This window comes from Nostoc sp. S13 (genome assembly GCF_029379315.1).
Lineage (GTDB): Bacteria > Cyanobacteriota > Cyanobacteriia > Cyanobacteriales > Nostocaceae > Nostoc.
Genome location: NZ_JAQYWQ010000010.1, coordinates 60,606 through 78,861, shown reverse-complemented (window position 1 = coordinate 78,861; position 18,256 = coordinate 60,606). Strand labels below are relative to the sequence as shown.

Genomic DNA, 18,256 nt, shown 5'->3' with positions numbered 1-18,256 from the left:
AAGAGCGCATAAATGTGCGCCCCGACTGTATTCCACGCAATTAATAACTGCTATGTAGCAATCTGTGGTACTGATACCTTCACCAGCATTTTTTTGTTAAAAGACAAACCGTTTTCATTTTTGTCAATGATAATCGTGTCTCCAGAGATAAAAGTATTTTCCAATAACTTGGTGGCGAGGGGGTTTTCTACTTCTCGCTGAATTGCCCGTTTGAGTGGGCGAGCACCGTAAACAGGGTCATAACCTGATTCTACAAGGTAATCACAGGCAGCTTGGGATATCTCAAAGAAGATTTTTTGCTCGCGCAGGAGATTTTCTACCCGCTTGAGTTGAATACGGATGATCTGCCGCATTTGGGTGCGATTTAAGGTATGGAAGAGAATAATATCATCGACGCGGTTGAGAAATTCCGGGCGGAAATGCGATCGCAAGGCTTCCATTACCCTGATCCGCATTGATTCATACTTGGAATCATCACCCGATATATCCAAGATATGTTCGCTACCAATATTACTAGTCATGACAATGACGCTATTACGAAAATCTACTGTCCTTCCCTGAGAGTCAGTAATTCTCCCATCATCTAACACCTGCAATAAAATATTGAACACATCGGGGTGCGCCTTTTCCACTTCATCCAACAGCACCACTGAGTAGGGACGGCGGCGAATCGCCTCGGAAAGTTGACCACCTTCTTCATATCCTACATATCCTGGAGGCGCTCCCACAAGGCGAGAAACTGAGTGTTTTTCCATATACTCAGACATATCCAAGCGCACCAATGCATCATCAGAATCAAAGAGAAATTGAGCTAAAGCACGGGCGAGTTCGGTTTTGCCCACACCTGTGGGGCCCATGAACATAAATGAACCAATGGGACGAGAGGGATCTTTCATCCCCGCACGGGCGCGACGAATTGCGGCTGCTACCGCTTCTACAGCTTCCTCTTGCCCAATGACTCGTTCATGTAAATGACTTTCTAGTTGTAGTAATTTTTGCCGTTCCGATTCCAACAGGCGATTGACAGGGATTCCTGTCCATTTGGCGACGATTTCGGCAATATCGGCTTCGGTGACTTGTTCTCGCAGCAACGTGGAACCTTGGTTTTGAATTTCTAAAAGGTTCGCTTCTTTGGCTTCGCGCTCGTGCTGCACTCCCTCCAATTTGCCATACTTCAATTGGGCAGCTTTATTTAGATCATAAGCACGTTCCGCTTGTTCAATTTGCACTCGCAGCGCATCTTCTTCTTTCTTTAAAGCGCTTATCGCCTCCAATATCTGCTTTTCACCTTGCCATTGCTCATTAAATATTTGCTGTTTTTCCGTTAAATTGGCGATTTCTTGCTCAATTCGCTGTAAACGTTCTTTAGTTTGGGGAGTACCCTTTTCTTCGCCAGCTAATGATAGCTTTTCCATTTCTAGCTGCATGAGGCGACGATCAATGGTTTCTAATTCTGCTGGTTTAGAGGTAATCTCCATTTTCAACTGTGCTGCTGCTTCATCTACCAAATCAATGGCTTTATCTGGCAAGAAGCGATCGCTAATATAACGCGCTGACAGGGTTGCTGCTGCTACCAAAGCCGAATCAGAAATTTTGACATTGTGATGGACTTCATAGCGTTCTTTCAACCCCCGCAGAATGGAAATAGTATTTTCCACACTTGGCTGATCCACAAATACTTGCTGAAAGCGGCGTTCTAGGGCGGCATCTTTCTCAATGTGTTTGCGGAACTCATCTAAGGTAGTTGCGCCAATGCAACGCAGTTCTCCCCGTGCCAGCATCGGTTTGAGCAGATTTCCGGCATCCATTGCCCCTTGTTGAGTGGAACCGGCGCCGACTACAGTATGCAATTCGTCAATAAACAGTACGATGTCACCGTTAGATTCTGTAACTTCCTTGAGGACTGCTTTCAAGCGTTCTTCAAATTCTCCTCGCAATTTTGCCCCAGCAATCAAACTACCCATATCTAAAGAGATGAGTTTGCGGTTTTTCAAGGATTCGGGAACATCACCATTTACCATGCGTTGTGCCAAAGCTTCAGCGATCGCAGTTTTACCTACCCCAGGTTCACCAATTAAGACGGGGTTATTTTTGCTCCGACGAGACAATACTTGAATTACCCGCCGAATTTCGTCATCCCGCCCAATCACCGGATCAAGTTTTCCAGCTTTTGCCTGTTCTGTCAAATCTCTGCCAAATTTTTGTAAGGCTTCATAGCGGGATTCTGGGGTTTGATCTGTCACCTTTTGGCTACCGCGAATGGCTTTGATAGTAGCTTCTAGTTTAGCTGCATCCGCGTTAAAGCCTTTGAGTATCTTTCGTCCAATGCGATCGTCTTCAGTAAAGGCCAAAAGTATGTGTTCTACAGAAATGTAGGAGTCTTTCATCCTGGTTCTAGCTTCCTCAGCTCGGTCTAGTAAAACATCTAAATTGCGGCTAAGGTAAAGCTGATCACTTTTACCAACTTTCGGCTGACGTTGGGTGAAGGCTTCTAGTTGCTGTTGCAACCGGATTGGATCGACCTCAGATCGAGCCAGGATACGAATTGCTAAACTAGTGGGTTCTTCTAACAGGGCAATAATTAAATGTTCAACATCTAGTTGCTGTTGTTGATAAGCACGGACTATATCCTGAGATTTAACAATTGCTTCCCAGGCTTTATCAGTAAATTTATTCGGATCTGTAGGTTGCATCTTTAGAATTTTGGAATTTTGATTTTTAGTTTAGGGATTGGGGATTATTAAAGGGAGTGGGGAGTGGGGAGTAGGGAGTGGTTGTAAGCCTACTCCTTAGTACCCAGATAATTATCCAAACATTCTCAGCGTATATCCGCGTGTATCTCTGGTGGCAATTTGGGATTAGTAATTGATGATAGTTTGATCTATTACCTATTTTCTAATTTAAAACGAAAATACTCTTCTGAGCGGACTTTGCCAAATGGTGCTATAGGAGCGATCGCTTCATCAACGACAGTATGGGGGCAATCCTAATAGGATTTACGCACAGGAGATCCCCTAACCCGCCTAGAAAACGGAGGCAAAAACCGAAAACTCTCGCGCGTCTGGGTTTACTGGCACCAGACACCAGTGTGCGGGAATAATTAATGTCCTCGCATCTGCCTCAACTTTTCAAGACATCAGTGTGGATTTTGCGATCGCTTTATTGCCTGCGATAGAGTTTTACTCCTGCCTTCTCTTATTACTGACTCACAAGTTGCTGTTGTGATTCTTGTTTAACTGCTGACCCTTGATTTCCCAGTTGAATCAGTTCAACTTTATACCCATCTGGATCTTCCACAAAAGCAATTACTGTCGTACCATGTTTCATCGCCCCTGGTTCGCGCACGACTTTACCGCCCTGATTGCGGATTTCTTCACACTTAGCGTAAATATCATCAACGCCAAGAGCAATGTGACCATAAGCATTACCCAATTCGTACTTTTCCACACCCCAGTTGTAGGTTAGTTCTATTACCGAGTTGTCGCTTTCATCACCGTAGCCCACAAAAGCTAGGGTAAATTCTCCCCCTGGATAGTCTTTTCGGCGCAGTAGTTTCATTCCTAGAAGTTCACAGTAGAACTTTAAGGACTCTTCAAGGTTGCCCACCCGCAGCATTGTGTGTAGTAATCGCATATTGACCTTTTCTCTGTAATTGATTTAGTGTTATTCTCTGCCAACATTTTACCTAGCTGAAAGTCTTAAGGTAAAAATGCCATCAGAGAAGTAATTAAAAGGTAAAGGACAGGATAAACATTTCCTTATCCATTCTTGGTATTGCTCCCTATCCATATAAATAATGGAAATCTTCTTTAATCTCAGCCAACAAAGTCTGTTAACCGCCTATGCTAGCGATTGGGTTAGGCAGCTGGACTGTATGCGTAACACACTCGAATAAAGGATAAAGTACAGATGAGTAACATTCTAGATACTGCCATTGAGGCGATCGCATCTCGTGAAATTCTTGATTCACGCGGTAGACCAACAATTGAAGCCGAAGTGCATTTAGCTAACGGTGTTGTCGGACTGGCGCAAGTTCCCAGTGGTGCCTCCACTGGCACTTTTGAGGCTCACGAACTGCGTGATGGCGATAAAAGCCGTTACGGGGGCAAAGGCGTACTCAAGGCAGTACAAAACGTCAGAGAAGCACTAGCGCCACAATTGTTAGGCTTGGATGTCCTGAACCAAGAACTGCTAGACCGCACAATGATCGCTATAGATGGTTCTCCTAACAAATCTAATTTGGGAGCTAATGCGATTTTGGGGGTTTCCCTAGCAGCAGCCAAAGCTGGTGCTGAATCTTTGGCAATTCCTCTGTATCGCTATTTGGGTGGCCCTTTAGCGAATTTGCTCCCAGTGCCGTTGATGAATGTGATTAACGGTGGGGCACACGCCTCAAACAACGTAGATTTTCAAGAGTTTATGATTGTCCCAATTGGCGCAACTTCCTTCCGGGAAGCATTGCGCTGGGGTGCAGAGGTGTTTGCTACCCTTAGTCAAGTATTAGATGAGAAGGGTTTGCTTACTGGTGTGGGCGATGAAGGTGGCTTTGCCCCTAACTTAGAGTCTAATCAGGTGGCTTTAGAATTGCTGGTTGCTGCCATTAAGAAAGCTGGTTATCAGCCAGGGGAAGAAGTCGCTTTGGCATTGGATGTGGCGGCTAGTGAGTTTTACAAGAATGGGCACTATGTTTATGATAGTAAACCTCACGCCCCGGCTGAGTTTATTGATTACCTCGCGCAACTGGTTGATCAATACCCAATTGTATCAATTGAGGATGGCTTGCATGAAGAAGATTGGCAAAGTTGGCAATTGCTTACCCAGAAGTTAGGTTCGCGGGTGCAATTGGTCGGAGATGACTTGTTTGTTACCAACGCCATGCGCTTGCAAAGAGGAATCCAGGAAAAAGCCGCTAATGCCATTTTGATTAAACTCAATCAAATTGGTTCGCTTACCGAAACCTTAGAAACAATTGATTTGGCAACTCGCAACAGTTTCCGTTCAATAATTAGCCATCGTTCTGGTGAAACAGAAGACACAACGATCGCTGATTTAGCCGTAGCAACCCGTGCTGGTCAAATCAAAACAGGTTCCCTCTGTCGCAGCGAACGGGTAGCAAAATATAATCGCTTGCTGCGAATTGAAGATCAACTAGGCGATCGCGCCGTTTATGCTGGTGCTGTGGGGTTAGGGCCGAAGTAGAGAAGAGGGGGAGTAGGGAATAGGGAGTAGGGAGTAAGGTCTTTCCCCATTCCCCATTCCCCATTCCCCACTCCCCATTTATCACGGATAAAACCCCAACTTGGGCAACCCCAACGTTTCATCCCAGCCCATCATCAGGTTTAGACACTGAATCGCTTGACCCGCCTGCCCTTTAATTAGATTGTCAATTGCTGACATGACAATCACGCGACCTGTGCGCGGGTCAACTTCTACACCGATATAACAAAGATTGCTGCCGTTAGCCCATTTGGTTTGGGGGTAAACGCCGCTACCGCAGATTTTCACCCAAGGAGAGTTGCGGTAGAAGGCTGAGAAAATTGTGATTAAGTCATCTCGCACTAAACCAGGATCGCGCAGTGTGGCATATACCGTTGCCAACATACCACGCACCATTGGGATCAGGTGTGGTGTAAATTGGATCATGAGTTCGTGACCAGCTAAGTCACTGCAAATTTCCTCAATTTCTGGGGTATGATGGTGACGCCCAACATTGAAAGCTGCTATGGAGTTGTCTGCCTCAGCTAGTAATAAGTTGGTTTTAGGTTGTCGTCCACTACTAGATGTGCCAGATTTGGCATCGATAATAGCTGTCTCCGGTACGATTAAACCTTGCTTTAAGAGTGGTGAAAGTGCTAAAAGACTAGCAGTCGGGTAGGAACCAGGACAGCCAACGAGTTGAGCTTCGGCAATGCGATCGCGATAAAGTTCTGGTAATCCATAAACTGCTGTAGCTGCAATTGTGCGATCGCTTCTCTCTGTACCATACCAATTTGTATAAGTTGTCAAATCACTGAACCGATAATCTGCACTCAAATCTAGTACTTTACATCCTTTTTCCAAAAGTTTGGGCACGATTTGGCAAGCCAGACCATTTGGTAAAGACAGGAAAACTACTTCACAGCGATGAGCAATTATTTCTGGTTCTACCGCCTCTATTGGCAGTTTAGCTGCATGAGCCAGATGTGGGTAGATATCTCCAAAGGATTTCCCGATACTGCTCTCACCGCCTAAATAAACCAGTTCGACTTCTGGATGATCCATCAGTAATCGTACTAACTGTACTCCGCCATAGCCCGACGCGCCAACAATCCCAACGGGTACGCGTCTAAATTTGCCCATGATCTGAAATCCTTATCCCATGAATAGTTAATTCGTTCTCAGCTATCAACAATATCAGCGACTAGCGCAGCGCACAAAACGCCTCAAACCCCTTCACTTTGTTTTGGGGAGTCAACAGTCCAAAGTCAAGAGTCGAAAGTCTATATAAAATTCAGTTAATTGACTCTTGAACCCCACTTGACACCAGTCCGCTCAAGTCGGGAGACCCGCGCATAGCGGCTGGCTTCTTTGCAGGAATACGCGGACTCGTTGACGGCAGCCTCTCCAAGAGTTGAGGCTGCATTATCGCCCCTTGGGAGAAGACCGCAGTCACTCCCCTTGACCCTAATTTTAATGGCAAAAATTTTTGCCACGTTATCAAATCATTGCTAGTCTAATTCTCTGACTTGTAAAGGAGCTACAATCGAAAAGAAGAAATGAAATTGTTAAAAAAATTTACGTTGGTAGCTGGAAATCTTTCTGTGTCACAGCCTAATACTACCCAAGGTTTTAAATTTGATTCGATTGATGCCGCTTTAGCAGACCTAAAATCTGGTCGTGTCATTGTAGTGGTAGATGATGAAAATAGGGAAAATGAAGGCGACTTAATCTGTGCTGCCCAATTTGCCACACCCGACACGATTAATTTCATGGCGGTGGAAGCTAGAGGACTGATTTGTTTGGCAATGACAGGCGATCGCCTAGACGAGCTAGACTTACCCTTGATGGTCAGCAACATTACAGATACTAACCAAACTGCCTTCACTGTCAGTATTGATGCCGGGCCAGAATTGGGTGTTACCACAGGCATCTCAGCAGAAGACCGCGCCCGCACTATCCAGGTTACTCTCAACCCAACCACAAAACCTACCGATTTACGTCGTCCTGGTCATATTTTCCCGATTCGGGCTAAACAGGGAGGCGTACTCAAACGCGCCGGACATACAGAAGCTGCGGTGGACTTATCTCGACTAGCAGGGCTATACCCAGCCGGGGTAATTTGTGAAATTCAAAACTCCGATGGTTCAATGGCGCGGTTGCAGCAGTTATTTGAATATGCTAAACGTCACAATTTAAAAATTATTAGTATTGCGGATTTAATTAGTTATCGCCTACAGCACGATCGCCTAGTGTATCGTGAGGTGATTACCAAACTGCCTAGTCAATTCGGTCAGTTTGAAATTTATGCCTACCGCCATACCCTGGATAATACAGAACACGTTGCAATTGTCAAGGGCGATCCAGCTAACTTCAAAGATGAGCCGGTGATGGTGCGGATGCACTCAGAATGCTTAACTGGTGATGCTTTGGGTTCTTTGCGCTGCGACTGTCGAATGCAATTAGAAGCCGCACTGAAAATGATTGAGGCTGCTGGTCAAGGTGTAGTTGTATACCTGCGCCAAGAAGGGCGGGGAATCGGCTTGATTAACAAGCTGAAAGCTTACTCATTGCAGGATATGGGACTCGATACAGTCGAGGCCAATGAGCGCTTGGGATTTCCTGCTGACTTGCGAGACTACGGGATGGGGGCACAAATGCTCATGGACTTGGGCATCAAAAAGATCCGCCTGATTACCAATAATCCCCGTAAAATTGCTGGGGTCAAGGGCTATGGGTTGGAAGTAGTTGATCGCCTACCGTTATTGATTGAGGCAACCGACTACAATTCCTATTACCTGGCGACAAAGGCGAAAAAGCTGGGTCATATGCTGTTACAGACTTATCTAGTGACAGTAGCAATCCACTGGCAAGATGACCCAGAAGCTGTGACGGAACGTTATGAACGCTTAGAGAAAATGCGACACTTAGCGAGAACTAATGATTTATTGTTGCAGGAAGAAGCGCGTCCCTTAGCGATCGCTTTATTTGACGAGCCATCTTTAACAGTACACTTAGGTTTTGATCAGCCAAAAGTTGCTAGCTGTGATTGGTATCACCAAAGTGGTCATCCTTATATACAGGCAATCTTCCAGATTTTGGACAACCTCGCAACTTTGCCTTACATCCAGAAACTAGAATTTCTGATTTCTTCTGGTTGCGATCCTTTGAGTAATTTACAAGTCCAACTAGATCGCCAGACATTCCCGGATGGTACACTGCCTTCATCGATTAGCGATCGCCTGGAAAAGCAGCAAATTTATAGCTTTAGCAAATAGCTTCAATAATGTTATCGCCTTTCCTAATCTCGTGAGGTACAGATGTGCTTCATCTCCCCTCTCCTTAGTAAGGAGAGGGGTTGGGGGTGAGGTTTTAATCTGATGTACTTCATGCATCTGGGAACCGCTATAAATTAATTACTTACCCTATATATTGGTCTGACCTGACGATAAGTATTAAGTAAGTTCAGAAATTTATTACCATCAAAATTTATCGGGTCAACTTTTTTACCAGAACGGTCTACGAGATGGTGGGTAGTAATGCGATCGTTTCTTACTTGACTTTGAGCAATTAACCAAGCAAGAGAATGATATTGAGCCTCCGTGTAGCCGCTATGGGTTTGTTGGCTGCTACTGTCATAACTATCTGGCGGTGTTTCCAAAGAAGCGTGATAAGCAAAATTATTCACAGACGGAGGCAAATGTGGATTAGTCTGCACAGTTTCCACTCCCTCGGAACCATCAAATACAGAGTTAGCTGCACCAAAAGCCCGCTTTTCTGGCGGTACTAGATAAACCACCGTTCCGTCTAACTTGATTAAAGCGTGGTAACTTGCTTGCACACTTTCATCGTTATGGGCTACTTGAAAGAAATTAACGGCACTGGAAGCAGAATACCCAGTTTCATGGAGGACGATAATTGGTTGGTTGTTAACAGGAACGCCGTTAACATCTTGGACGTAACGTTCACCATAGTTACTTGGGTCAACCGAAGCAACTTGATAATTAGGTCTGTAGCGTGCAAAAGCTTGAGTGGTTATATACCTTGCTAGAGGCTTGTTAATCTTGACTGGAGACTTGATAACATTTTGAGATTTATTCTCTGACTCTTTCGCTGATTGGAATTGCGCCTGTGGATATTGACTCAAGGCTGTAACCTGTGGATTGGATGTATGGGATATTATCGGATTATTTTGTAATTTTGTCGCTCGTCCAATTAGCAGCACTGCAATTAAAGCCATGAACATCAGCGAGATTAGTAGCACCCTAGTCGCCCAGTCTGTAAACCTCATTTTTCTAATACCAGTAAAACGGTAGATATTAACTTACGCGATGTGCAACTTATTCTTAGAACCCCGCTTCCATTCTTCTCCCCCACAGGGGCAGAGGCTTTGATTCTTGCTCTCCAACGCTAGTAGGGAAGGGGTTTTATCCTTTTCTCGTTCCGATGCTCTGCATGGGAATGGCTGATTAGAGGCTCTGCCTCCAGTTAGACATTGAGTCAGAGACTCAATGAATGCATTCCCGGGGGAGCCTGGGAACGAGTCAAAAGCCCTATCGTAGATGGTATCCAAACAATAATCGCTATAATACCTTAATTCTAGTCAAATATACGTTTATAATCCCTGCAATAGTGCTGTAACGAGTCATTTAATAATGATGTTTTACTTACACCCCCTTCACCAACTACTAGCAGCTTAGAAAGATATTATCCTTTAGCTTCTAACCTGGCTCGAAGATAGGTCAAAATTGCCTGCGTTCCTTGCTTGACAATTTCAGGCGGCGGCGAGGTTAATTGTGGATTGTTCTTGAGGTCTAGCTCTAGCTTATTAAACTTGGAGAGTTGGCTGATTTCTGGCGGCAGGCTGCTGAGTTGATTGTAAGAGAGGCCTAGCCATATTAAGTTTGAGAGTTGGCTGATTTCTGGCGGCAGGTTGCTGAGTTGATTGCCAGAGAGGTCTAGCCATTCCAAGTTTGAGAGTTGGCTGATTTCTGGCGGTAGACTGCTGAGTTGATTACAAGAGAGGTCTAGCAATGTCAAGTTTGAGAGTTGGCTGATTTCTGGCGGTAGGCTGCTGAATTGATTACCAGAGAAGAATAGCTCAGTCAAGTTGAAAAGTTGGCTGATTTCTGGCGGTAGGCTGCTGAGTTGATTACCACAGAGGAATAGCTCAGTCAAGTTGAAAAGTTGGCTGATTTCTGGCGACAGGCTGCTGAGTTGATTGTTATCGAAGGATAGCCATATTAAGTTTGAAAGTTGGCTGATTCCTGGCGGCAGGCTGCTGAATTGATTGTTAGCGAGGGATAGCTCAGTCAAGTTGGAGAGTTGGCTGATTTCTGGCGACAGGCTGCTGAATTGATTGTTCTCAAGGGATAGCTCAGTCAATTTTGAGAGTTGGCTGATTTCTGGCGGCAGGCTGCTGAGTTGATTTTTATCGAGGTATAGGTGAGTCAAGTTGGAGAGTTGGCTGATTTCTGGTGGCAGACTGCTGAGTTCATTACCACAGAGGGATAGCTCAGTCAAGTTGGAGAGTTGGCTGATTTCTGGTGGCAGACTGCTGAGTTGATTGTGATTGAGGTTTAGCACCGTTTCCTTTTCCCTGGCAGCTTTTTCTATAATTTGCAACAGTTCTTCCTTTGTCACTTGCAAACCTCACCAATTCTGTAGCGATATTTACCAGAATAGTGTATCGCAGGTTATGGGGAATGGGGCTAGATTAATGTGTTCTATCTGCGTAGAAAGGGCTGTAATGTTTAAATTAGCTGGGTGGGTAGGACGCAGTACTTGACGTAGGCATCCCTAACCTTGCAATAACATTTACTCATTCACAAAGTTCTAAGGTTCATTCACAAAGCTCCAAGGTTCATTCACAAAGCTCTAAGGTTCATTGACGAAGCTCCAAGGTTCATTCACGAATATCAAATTGCGTTCAGAAAATATTAGTTATTTTAAATGCATTAGTTATTCTTCCCACTCCCCACTAACTATTAACTCTTAAACTGGGCAGTGGAGATGATTGATGCTGCTTAAAATCTGCAAACTCACAGATTGAGTTAAATGGACAAAAGCGGCAGTGCGAACCAGGATTGGGAGGGAAAATTTTACTGAAATTACTAGTTTCTTCCTGATATTTATGCAAATCATGCTGGTGCTTGTGAGCCACATTAGCTAACTCAAATTTTAAAGATTCTAATTCACTATTATTAATACTAATTAACTCAGATTTTTTAGATATTTCCAAATTATAAAATGATGCAACAGCTTTTCGTCCAGGGTAAAGATAACGAGCAGCTAGTAAATAAACTAATGCCTGTCGTCGGTCAAAAGCCGATTTACCCGTTTTGAAATCCAAAATATGTAAAGTGCTATCAGATTCAATGAAAACGCAGTCCATAGCCGCATATAAGCGAAAGCAATAATCTTCTTGTTCAATTACAATCGGTTTAGGAAAGCCTTCATCGCCCGGAGTTAATTGGATAATATCTTTATCCAAAAGCAAGGGAGCATCGTGATATTTTTTCAAAATTTGCAGCACGCGTTGCTGGACTTGCTCGCTGGAGTTGCCTAATTTAAGTAGCTGTGCAACTCTTTCTACACCATCTACTTGCTTCAACAGATGCCTGTGATGATGAAACTCATAAACGCCTTTTTGGGCGAGTATGCCAATTCGCTGGGGTGCGGTAGCTTGCGCTAAAAGCGCTTTGACTTGTGGTTCGTGTTGCCGCGCTTTGATAAACCCCCGTCTCATCTGGCAATGCCAGCGTTCTTGCCCAGTCGCTGGGGCAACTAGAGACCAAAGGTGATAACTGGCAAAAGGTCGATCGGGGGTTAACATTGCTCAGAAACAGTGAGAGAAAATACGGTGGGAAGAAGTTTCAGCTAAGACTTCCTTAGAAAAGAACTTCCGGGGATACTTGCTGCTACACACGCTTTGCGCGAAGCTTTTATACTACTGATAATGTACGGGAGCAAGTGGCAAAAATGTCCAGTAAGATAAAATTTGGCACCGATGGATGGCGAGGGATTATTGCCGATGACTTTACTTTCCTCAATGTGCGGAAAGTGACAAGGGCAATTGCCACTTACTTGGAAACAGCCTATACGAAAGACAGACCAGTACTTATTGCCTACGATACTCGCTTTTTAGCTGAGGAGTTTGCCCAAACAGCAGCTCAAGTACTGGCAGACTTGGGTTGGACTGTGAAAATTACTGATCGAGATTGCCCCACACCAGTAATTGCCTACAACGCCCGTCACCTAAATTCCGCAGGAGCGTTGATGTTTACTGCTAGCCATAATCCAGCACCCTACTGTGGAATTAAATATATACCTGATTATGCTGGGCCTGCCACTCTAGAGATTACTGATACTATTGTGGCAAATATAGAAAGTGCATCGGATGAGTTGCCTGGGAGCAGCCCATCAGGTTCAATTTCAATTTTCGATCCGAAACCTGATTACTTACAATTTATCTACACCTTACTTGATATAGAACGGATCAAAAGCGCTAATTTAAAGGTAAAGTACGATGCGCTCTATTCTACCTCTCGTGGCTATTTAGATGAAGTTTTGCAATATAGTGGCGTTCAGTTAGAAAGTTTCCACGATTGGAGGGATGTTTTATTTGGGGGTGGAATGCCAGAACCCAAAGGAGAACAATTAGTTGAGTTAGTGGAAGCAGTACTTCACGATCGCGCTGATTTGGGCTTGGCGACGGATGGAGATGGCGATCGCTTTGGGATCGTTGATGAACAAGGAACTGTTCTCACACCCAATACTGTGCTGTTAGTTCTAGCAGGTCATTTAATCAAAAACAAAGGTAAAACTGGTGCCATAGTTCGCACTGTGGCTACAACTCACCTGCTGGATAATTTCGCTGCTAAAAATGGGCTGCAAATTTATGAGACAGCAGTCGGTTTTAAATACATCGGCGAAAAAATGCGGGAAACTGCTGTATTAATTGGTGGAGAAGAATCAGGCGGTTTGAGTATTATTGGGCATATTCCCGAAAAAGACGGGATATTAGCTAATATGCTGGTGGCAGAAGCGATCGCCTATGAAGGTAAACCCCTGAGTCAACTTGTCAAAGAAGCAATCGCCCAAGCCGATGGCCCCCTTTACAACAACCGCGTTGACTTGCACCTCACAGAGGCGCATAAAACCGCCGTCATCGACTCTTTTACTAAAAATCCACCTACAGAGGTAGCAGGAATTAAAGTCAAGGAAGTGGGGCATAAAGACGGTATTAAGCTCTATTTAGAAGAGGGGAGCTGGGTTTTACTGCGTCCTTCCGGTACAGAACCACTGGTACGCGTCTATTTAGAAACCAACACTCCCGAAAAACTCACCCAAATCGCGCAAGAGTTAGAGAGGGCGATTGCTAAACTAAAGGCAGTAGCAGTTTAATAATTCAGAGTTAGGAGTTATAAGTTAAGAATTATTAACCCCTAACTTTTATTAAGATATGAAAACTTTCGCTCCTTTTTTGACATCTCTAGTTGTAGCAGTTTGGGTAATAGCGATCGCGATTATTTCAGTTCAAAATGCCACACCCGTATCGTTAAAATTCTTAACATTCCAATCGATTCAGATACCGATGGGTTTAGTGCTAGCTTTTAGTGCCGGTGTAGGGTTAATTGGTATGGCACTGCTGCAACCTCTGTGGGGACTTGCTGGTATTGGGCAGGGTAATTCTCGATTAGAAGACGATGCGGAATTTTTTGTTGACGATGAAGATTTTTGAGGCTTGAATCGCTGTGCAGTATCAAAACATTATTACAATCGAACCAGGAAAACGAGGTGGTAAGCCTTGTATTCGAGGAATGCGAATTACTGTATACGATGTTTTATCTTATCTTGCCTCTGGCATGACCTACGAGGAACTACTTGATGACTTTCCTTATTTGACACAAGAGCATATTTTGGCTTGCCTAAGCTATGCGGCTGATCGAGAAGGGCTATGAGCGCAACTTATACAGCAGATTTTAATTTGTGGATTGAACACACAGCCCAACTATTGCGATCGCATCGCTGGCAAGAAGTTGATGTAGAATATCTGATTGAAGAGGTTGAAGGCTTGGGCAAAAGTGAACGGCGGGCTATTGCCAGTCAATTAACTCGCCTGCTGTTGCATCTGCTCAAGTGGCAATATCAATCCCAGCGTCGCTCAGATAGTTGGCTGGATTCTATCACCGATTCTCGCACCCAAATTGAGTTAGCCATAGAAGATAGTCCTAGTCTTAAAAGCTATCCTACAGAGCAACTTGAGGAAAGTTATCAAAGGGCACGTTGCCAAGCAGCCAAGCAAACGGGGATGCTAATTTCCGTGTTTCCACAACAGTGTCCATATTCTTTAGAATTAGTGTTGGATGAAGACTGGCTACCGGAAGCAAGCGATATTTGATAAATGTATTTGTGGCTGTGTCATAGGAAGCGCACGACGCAGCCAATTAATCTGCATTAGTTAACCTGGCATTTGACGATTGCTATTTTCTCACAGCGCCTGCAAGAATCACACTACATAAAAAAAGCCTGCGTTGGCAAGCTTTTTTGAAAGGTTTTGAGAGAGCGATCGCACTGTTATAAAATCAAAATGTCCATTCGTGATCTGGATCATCTAGGGCGGCGCGAACAGAAGTTAAATTTGCAAGGTCTTTGAAGGGGCTAGATTTAGCTATTTCTGTGATTGAGTTTAAGGTAAGGGCTAGTTGGTCATTATTGCCAGATGCGATCGCATTATCAATGACAGCAAACAAAGCGCGAAAGTTTTCTGCACGTTCATCAAAAGAGCGATCTAGATACGCCATCAGCAACTCTCGCTGGGCGTTAATCTTAGTGATTGTTTCTTTTTTCCAAGCTTCAATCTCTCGTCTGTTTGTCTGTTCCTGTTCAGCAATTATCTTATATTCACTATAAGCTGAAGCAACTATATCAACACATTGGGTTTTTTCCAAAGCTGCTATTTCACGTCTTTTAGTCCGTTCTTGCTCTCCAATTTGCTTGTAACTCGAAACAATGCTTACTAACGATTTTGTGGCGTTAACCGCAGTACATACTGTACCGATACTTGGTAAAACCATTGCTAAATACCTCCGAGAGTTTTGTATTTAGCTTGGATGGTTAAAGTAGCAGGGTTTAACAGTGCTTCATTATCTAAAATAGGAATTTTCATAATTTCTGCAAGTGCTTTAATTAAAAGTGCGACCTCTTGAAATTTGCTAGCATCGCGATCGCGATTAAAAGATTGCGATTCAAGCTCTTGAAGTGCGGATTTGGCACGGTTGTTTAAATTACACACTAAATTAGCAAGTTCCACTGTTCGCCGTTTAACCTGTAAGAGAAAATCTTGAGCTGCTTGAATATTGGCAATCTCTACGTTGATATTAGCTTCATACTCTCGCGCTTTAGTCAAAGCTTCCTCACCCTTACCAGCAAGTTGAAAACCCCCAACCATCAACGCCGGGCCGAGTGTAATACCTCCCAAGACAGCACCACCAACCGCCATACTACCACCACCGAACCAACCTATGGCTCCAGTCCAAGCCGCAGCACCACCAAGTTGTGAGATACCGACTTCAGTAGCCCACAATCCAAAGAACCTGGAAACAGTAACAGTACCTACACTCCTTGCTAAAGTAATTGCACTAGAACCTGCTGCTGAGGCTGCAACGGCTGCTTTCACACCACCTTTCACCCACTGTTCAGCTTTGATAACTTCTGTTTTGTACTCCTGAATTTGCTGAGTGGAGATGTCTAATTCAGCTACAATGTCCAGATTGTTTTGGGAAGCTTGCTGACCAATTCTCTCAATAAAATCTATAAAGTTTGAAATTGTACCCTGCTTGATACGAAGCTGCATTTGACCATAGACTTCTGCTGACTGGTTGGTAATTTCCCAGGCTGCTTTTAAGTTTTGCAAGCTACTTTCGTATTTTTGTTGAGCCTGTTCACCAATTTCCTTTGCCTGATTCATATTGCCAATGCCTTCAGCACCTTTTACAGCTCCGAAAGCAGCGCTTGCCAAAGCCGCAGCACCCAAAATCAGTGGAATCATGAAATACTCTTGATTGTGATTAATATTTGGTTAGTACTTGTCTACGGGTTAAATATGAAGACAAGGCATCACCTTATACTTATCTTTCCCGGAGATACTAACTAATGAACATTCAGAAGGTATAAATTTGAGACTGTGATGAATGCAGTTGTCAATCGTTTTCGTCTTGAGTGCGATCGCACCTGTGGAAGGCTAAAACATCAATGCAATGGAGAAGCGATGTCTACGATGGGCTACGCCTACGCACATCACTGTAAATTTTCATGCTGTCAGTCGAGGAAAGTCAGTTCGCCCTGCTGCGAGCAATAAACAGGCTTGGATATCTTCGAGTTCGAGATCGGGAAAATCCTCTAAAATCTCAGAAACACTGACATTCTCAGCCAACATTTCTAAAATGTCACTCACACGAATTCTCATACCTCTAATACAAGGACGACCACCACACTGACCAGGAGTTTGAGTAATACGTGTCAACAAATCAGCCCTTGGGTTCATGCAAGTATTTTAATATCAGGTACTTTTATTTAACTCAAATTGTGCGATCGCAATTATCCAGCCTAACATTTAAGTGCAACTGACAAGCGATCGCAATTATCCAAAGCTCACACAACAGAAGCTAAGTTGGGCAGTTTTGGGTTAGTTGTAGCTTTAGGTAATCAATGAAGTTTAGAATTTCTGTATCAGTGAGTTGTAGACGCGTAGGCGTAGCCCATTGTAGACATCGCTTGCCATGACAAAATTTGGTGAATCTATGACAAAGTTTCTGGATCAACACCAAGCGCCTTCAACGTTTCCACCAACATTTTCACTTGTTGTTCTGTTTCCACACGTCGCTGTTGTTCAAAAGCTGTACGTTCTTCCGCTTCCCTGATGCGTTCTTCTGGTGTCAGCAATCTTTGCCCTTCATCGTCATACCAGTACAGCCACTCCCGCACGATACCTTGATAAATTCCCCGTTCTCGCCCAATTCCTAAACCAATCTCTGGTAGCCAAATGGGATTTCCTGACATTAAAATATATTCGCCATCAACTAAGTGATGCACCTCCAAAGGTGGGTTTTTACGACGAAAGGGACTATATACAACGTAGTACAAAATTCCTAATTCTTTGGCATAAAATTCTTTCTTGGTGCTATATTCTTCCCGATATATTTGGGAAACAACTTCTAATGCTAATATTGGCAGTTTATTTTCTTCCCACAGCACATAACTTAGGCGTAAGTCCTCATCAATGAAGCGTTTAACTCCTAAGCTGAGAAACCCATCAGAGACAACAGCTGCTTTGTCTGGGTGATAATAAATACCCATGTCAACACCAAAGAACCAATCCCAGCGATCGCACCAAACCAAAGCCAGTATCGTTTTTAGCAAGCCGGGAATTAAATTTTGTAGTTCATTATCCACAGAGGTATCATCTGAGTCGGGTAGTTCTTCGGAAGATGGCAAGCAATGCAGAGGATTGTAGTTTAACATCAGTGGTTTTGCCAAATCTGATTGTACCTTGATTGTAGGAAATCTATGGATAATTAAGGAGGTATACAAAGACAAAATGAGTGTGTATTACGGTATCCGTATCAATCTGACGAAAATCAGCCTCTTGGATAAATATGACCGATGTTTGAGCAGGAGCGGACTATGAGATATATAACTACAGGTGAGCGCATCGGCTACGAGCGCGGTAAACAAGAAGGTGAACAACCGCTTATTTTAAGGTTACTACAAAGACGAGTGAGAGAATTATCACCACAATTGCAAGAGCGCATTCAATCTCTTTCTTTAAATCAATTAGAAAACCTTGGTGAAGCTTTGTTAGATTTTAATGCTATGGAAGATTTACTTAACTGGTTGCAAACGAATCAATCAGCTTAAAATCTATTTTTATGAAATCTGTAAAAAATACATCTACTTACTTACCCCATACAGGATTTTTTGGACTCAGTTCGATGAGTTTTTTTTACTTTAACGAATCAAAAGTTACAAGTTATTAAAAAAAGGGCGGGTTTTCTAC

At 43.7% G+C, this 18,256-nt stretch carries 16 protein-coding genes and 1 pseudogene; 7 read left to right on the top strand and 10 right to left on the bottom strand.

Annotation, left to right across the window (positions count from 1 at the left end):
• Positions 1-50 precede the first annotated feature (50 nt).
• Both clpB and gloA read right to left on the bottom strand, forming a co-directional pair.
• Positions 51-2,693: an ATP-dependent chaperone ClpB gene (clpB, locus tag PUQ00_RS05770; protein WP_300414047.1), complete on the bottom strand. Its 2,643-nt coding sequence runs from the start codon at positions 2,691-2,693 to the stop codon at positions 51-53.
• A 505-nt stretch (positions 2,694-3,198) separates the two neighbouring features.
• The gene (gene gloA / locus PUQ00_RS05765; RefSeq protein ID WP_300414043.1) at positions 3,199-3,633 is read right to left on the bottom strand and encodes a lactoylglutathione lyase; all 435 of its coding nucleotides are present in this window, start codon (positions 3,631-3,633) and stop codon (positions 3,199-3,201) included.
• Between the two features lie 276 nt (positions 3,634-3,909).
• Here gloA and eno point away from each other — a divergent pair, with 276 nt between their 5' ends.
• The gene (eno, locus tag PUQ00_RS05760; RefSeq protein ID WP_300414041.1) at positions 3,910-5,199 is read left to right on the top strand and encodes a phosphopyruvate hydratase; all 1,290 of its coding nucleotides are present in this window, start codon (positions 3,910-3,912) and stop codon (positions 5,197-5,199) included.
• A gap of 81 nt (positions 5,200-5,280) precedes the next feature.
• Here the strand turns inward: eno and argC are convergent, their stop codons facing one another.
• A complete protein-coding gene (argC, locus tag PUQ00_RS05755) occupies positions 5,281-6,339 on the bottom strand; it encodes an N-acetyl-gamma-glutamyl-phosphate reductase (RefSeq protein ID WP_300414039.1) in 1,059 nt (352 codons plus the stop codon).
• Between the two features lie 461 nt (positions 6,340-6,800).
• Here argC and ribBA point away from each other — a divergent pair, with 461 nt between their 5' ends.
• Complete coding sequence (gene ribBA, locus PUQ00_RS05750) at positions 6,801-8,474, top strand: bifunctional 3,4-dihydroxy-2-butanone-4-phosphate synthase/GTP cyclohydrolase II (protein ID WP_300414037.1); 1,674 nt, start codon at positions 6,801-6,803, stop codon at positions 8,472-8,474.
• 134 nt (positions 8,475-8,608) lie between these two features.
• Here the strand turns inward: ribBA and PUQ00_RS05745 are convergent, their stop codons facing one another.
• The 3 genes from PUQ00_RS05745 to PUQ00_RS05735 form a co-directional block, all read right to left on the bottom strand.
• Positions 8,609-9,487, bottom strand: a complete 879-nt coding sequence (locus tag PUQ00_RS05745; protein ID WP_300414035.1) for a peptidoglycan recognition family protein — start codon at positions 9,485-9,487, stop codon at positions 8,609-8,611.
• Positions 9,488-9,903: 416 nt separating this feature from the next.
• Positions 9,904-10,839, bottom strand: a complete 936-nt coding sequence (locus PUQ00_RS05740; RefSeq protein ID WP_300414033.1) for a leucine-rich repeat domain-containing protein — start codon at positions 10,837-10,839, stop codon at positions 9,904-9,906.
• Between the two features lie 337 nt (positions 10,840-11,176).
• Complete coding sequence (locus PUQ00_RS05735; protein WP_300414031.1) at positions 11,177-12,031, bottom strand: PD-(D/E)XK nuclease family protein; 855 nt, start codon at positions 12,029-12,031, stop codon at positions 11,177-11,179.
• A gap of 146 nt (positions 12,032-12,177) precedes the next feature.
• Here PUQ00_RS05735 and PUQ00_RS05730 point away from each other — a divergent pair, with 146 nt between their 5' ends.
• From PUQ00_RS05730 to PUQ00_RS05715, 4 genes are read left to right on the top strand one after another with little or no spacing between them, the layout of a single operon-like run.
• On the top strand, positions 12,178-13,602 hold the full coding sequence (locus tag PUQ00_RS05730) for a phosphoglucomutase/phosphomannomutase family protein (RefSeq protein ID WP_300414029.1): 1,425 nt from the start codon (positions 12,178-12,180) through the stop codon (positions 13,600-13,602).
• 58 nt (positions 13,603-13,660) lie between these two features.
• Positions 13,661-13,939: a LapA family protein gene (locus PUQ00_RS05725; protein WP_300414027.1), complete on the top strand. Its 279-nt coding sequence runs from the start codon at positions 13,661-13,663 to the stop codon at positions 13,937-13,939.
• A 13-nt stretch (positions 13,940-13,952) separates the two neighbouring features.
• Entirely contained in the window at positions 13,953-14,159 is a 207-nt protein-coding gene (locus tag PUQ00_RS05720) for a DUF433 domain-containing protein (protein ID WP_300414025.1), read from the top strand.
• Entirely contained in the window at positions 14,156-14,599 is a 444-nt protein-coding gene (locus PUQ00_RS05715; protein WP_300414023.1) for a DUF29 domain-containing protein, read from the top strand. Before PUQ00_RS05720 ends, PUQ00_RS05715 begins: the two co-directional genes overlap by 4 nt.
• A gap of 184 nt (positions 14,600-14,783) precedes the next feature.
• Here PUQ00_RS05715 and PUQ00_RS05710 read toward each other — a convergent pair whose 3' ends face one another.
• From PUQ00_RS05710 to PUQ00_RS05695, 4 genes are all read right to left on the bottom strand, one after another.
• Entirely contained in the window at positions 14,784-15,275 is a 492-nt protein-coding gene (locus tag PUQ00_RS05710) for a hypothetical protein (protein ID WP_300414019.1), read from the bottom strand.
• A 2-nt stretch (positions 15,276-15,277) separates the two neighbouring features.
• Positions 15,278-16,249 carry a hypothetical protein gene (locus tag PUQ00_RS05705; RefSeq protein ID WP_300414015.1) on the bottom strand — a complete coding sequence of 324 codons (972 nt, stop codon included), beginning with the start codon at positions 16,247-16,249 and terminating at the stop codon, positions 15,278-15,280.
• 261 nt (positions 16,250-16,510) lie between these two features.
• Positions 16,511-16,744, bottom strand: a complete 234-nt coding sequence (locus PUQ00_RS05700; RefSeq protein ID WP_300414013.1) for a DUF433 domain-containing protein — start codon at positions 16,742-16,744, stop codon at positions 16,511-16,513.
• A 254-nt stretch (positions 16,745-16,998) separates the two neighbouring features.
• Complete coding sequence (locus tag PUQ00_RS05695; RefSeq protein WP_300414011.1) at positions 16,999-17,721, bottom strand: Uma2 family endonuclease; 723 nt, start codon at positions 17,719-17,721, stop codon at positions 16,999-17,001.
• 144 nt (positions 17,722-17,865) lie between these two features.
• Between PUQ00_RS05695 and PUQ00_RS05690 the strand changes: the two are divergent.
• Positions 17,866-18,117 (top strand): annotated as a pseudogene (locus PUQ00_RS05690) (DUF4351 domain-containing protein); the annotation flags it as partial.
• Positions 18,118-18,256 lie beyond the last annotated feature (139 nt).

What these genes read in the sequence shown, in the direction of transcription:
- PUQ00_RS05735 (WP_300414031.1), bottom strand. Translation starts at nt 12,031, where the DNA reads ATGTTAACCCCCGATCGACCTTTTGCCAGTTATCACCTTTGGTCTCTA.
- gloA (WP_300414043.1), bottom strand. Translation starts at nt 3,633, where the DNA reads ATGCGATTACTACACACAATGCTGCGGGTGGGCAACCTTGAAGAGTCC.
- PUQ00_RS05745 (WP_300414035.1), bottom strand. Translation starts at nt 9,487, where the DNA reads ATGAGGTTTACAGACTGGGCGACTAGGGTGCTACTAATCTCGCTGATG.
- clpB (WP_300414047.1), bottom strand. Translation starts at nt 2,693, where the DNA reads ATGCAACCTACAGATCCGAATAAATTTACTGATAAAGCCTGGGAAGCA.
- PUQ00_RS05730 (WP_300414029.1), top strand. Translation starts at nt 12,178, where the DNA reads ATGTCCAGTAAGATAAAATTTGGCACCGATGGATGGCGAGGGATTATT.
- PUQ00_RS05725 (WP_300414027.1), top strand. Translation starts at nt 13,661, where the DNA reads ATGAAAACTTTCGCTCCTTTTTTGACATCTCTAGTTGTAGCAGTTTGG.
- eno (WP_300414041.1), top strand. Translation starts at nt 3,910, where the DNA reads ATGAGTAACATTCTAGATACTGCCATTGAGGCGATCGCATCTCGTGAA.
- PUQ00_RS05695 (WP_300414011.1), bottom strand. Translation starts at nt 17,721, where the DNA reads ATGTTAAACTACAATCCTCTGCATTGCTTGCCATCTTCCGAAGAACTA.
- argC (WP_300414039.1), bottom strand. Translation starts at nt 6,339, where the DNA reads ATGGGCAAATTTAGACGCGTACCCGTTGGGATTGTTGGCGCGTCGGGC.
- PUQ00_RS05700 (WP_300414013.1), bottom strand. Translation starts at nt 16,744, where the DNA reads ATGAACCCAAGGGCTGATTTGTTGACACGTATTACTCAAACTCCTGGT.
- PUQ00_RS05710 (WP_300414019.1), bottom strand. Translation starts at nt 15,275, where the DNA reads ATGGTTTTACCAAGTATCGGTACAGTATGTACTGCGGTTAACGCCACA.
- PUQ00_RS05715 (WP_300414023.1), top strand. Translation starts at nt 14,156, where the DNA reads ATGAGCGCAACTTATACAGCAGATTTTAATTTGTGGATTGAACACACA.
- PUQ00_RS05705 (WP_300414015.1), bottom strand. Translation starts at nt 16,249, where the DNA reads ATGATTCCACTGATTTTGGGTGCTGCGGCTTTGGCAAGCGCTGCTTTC.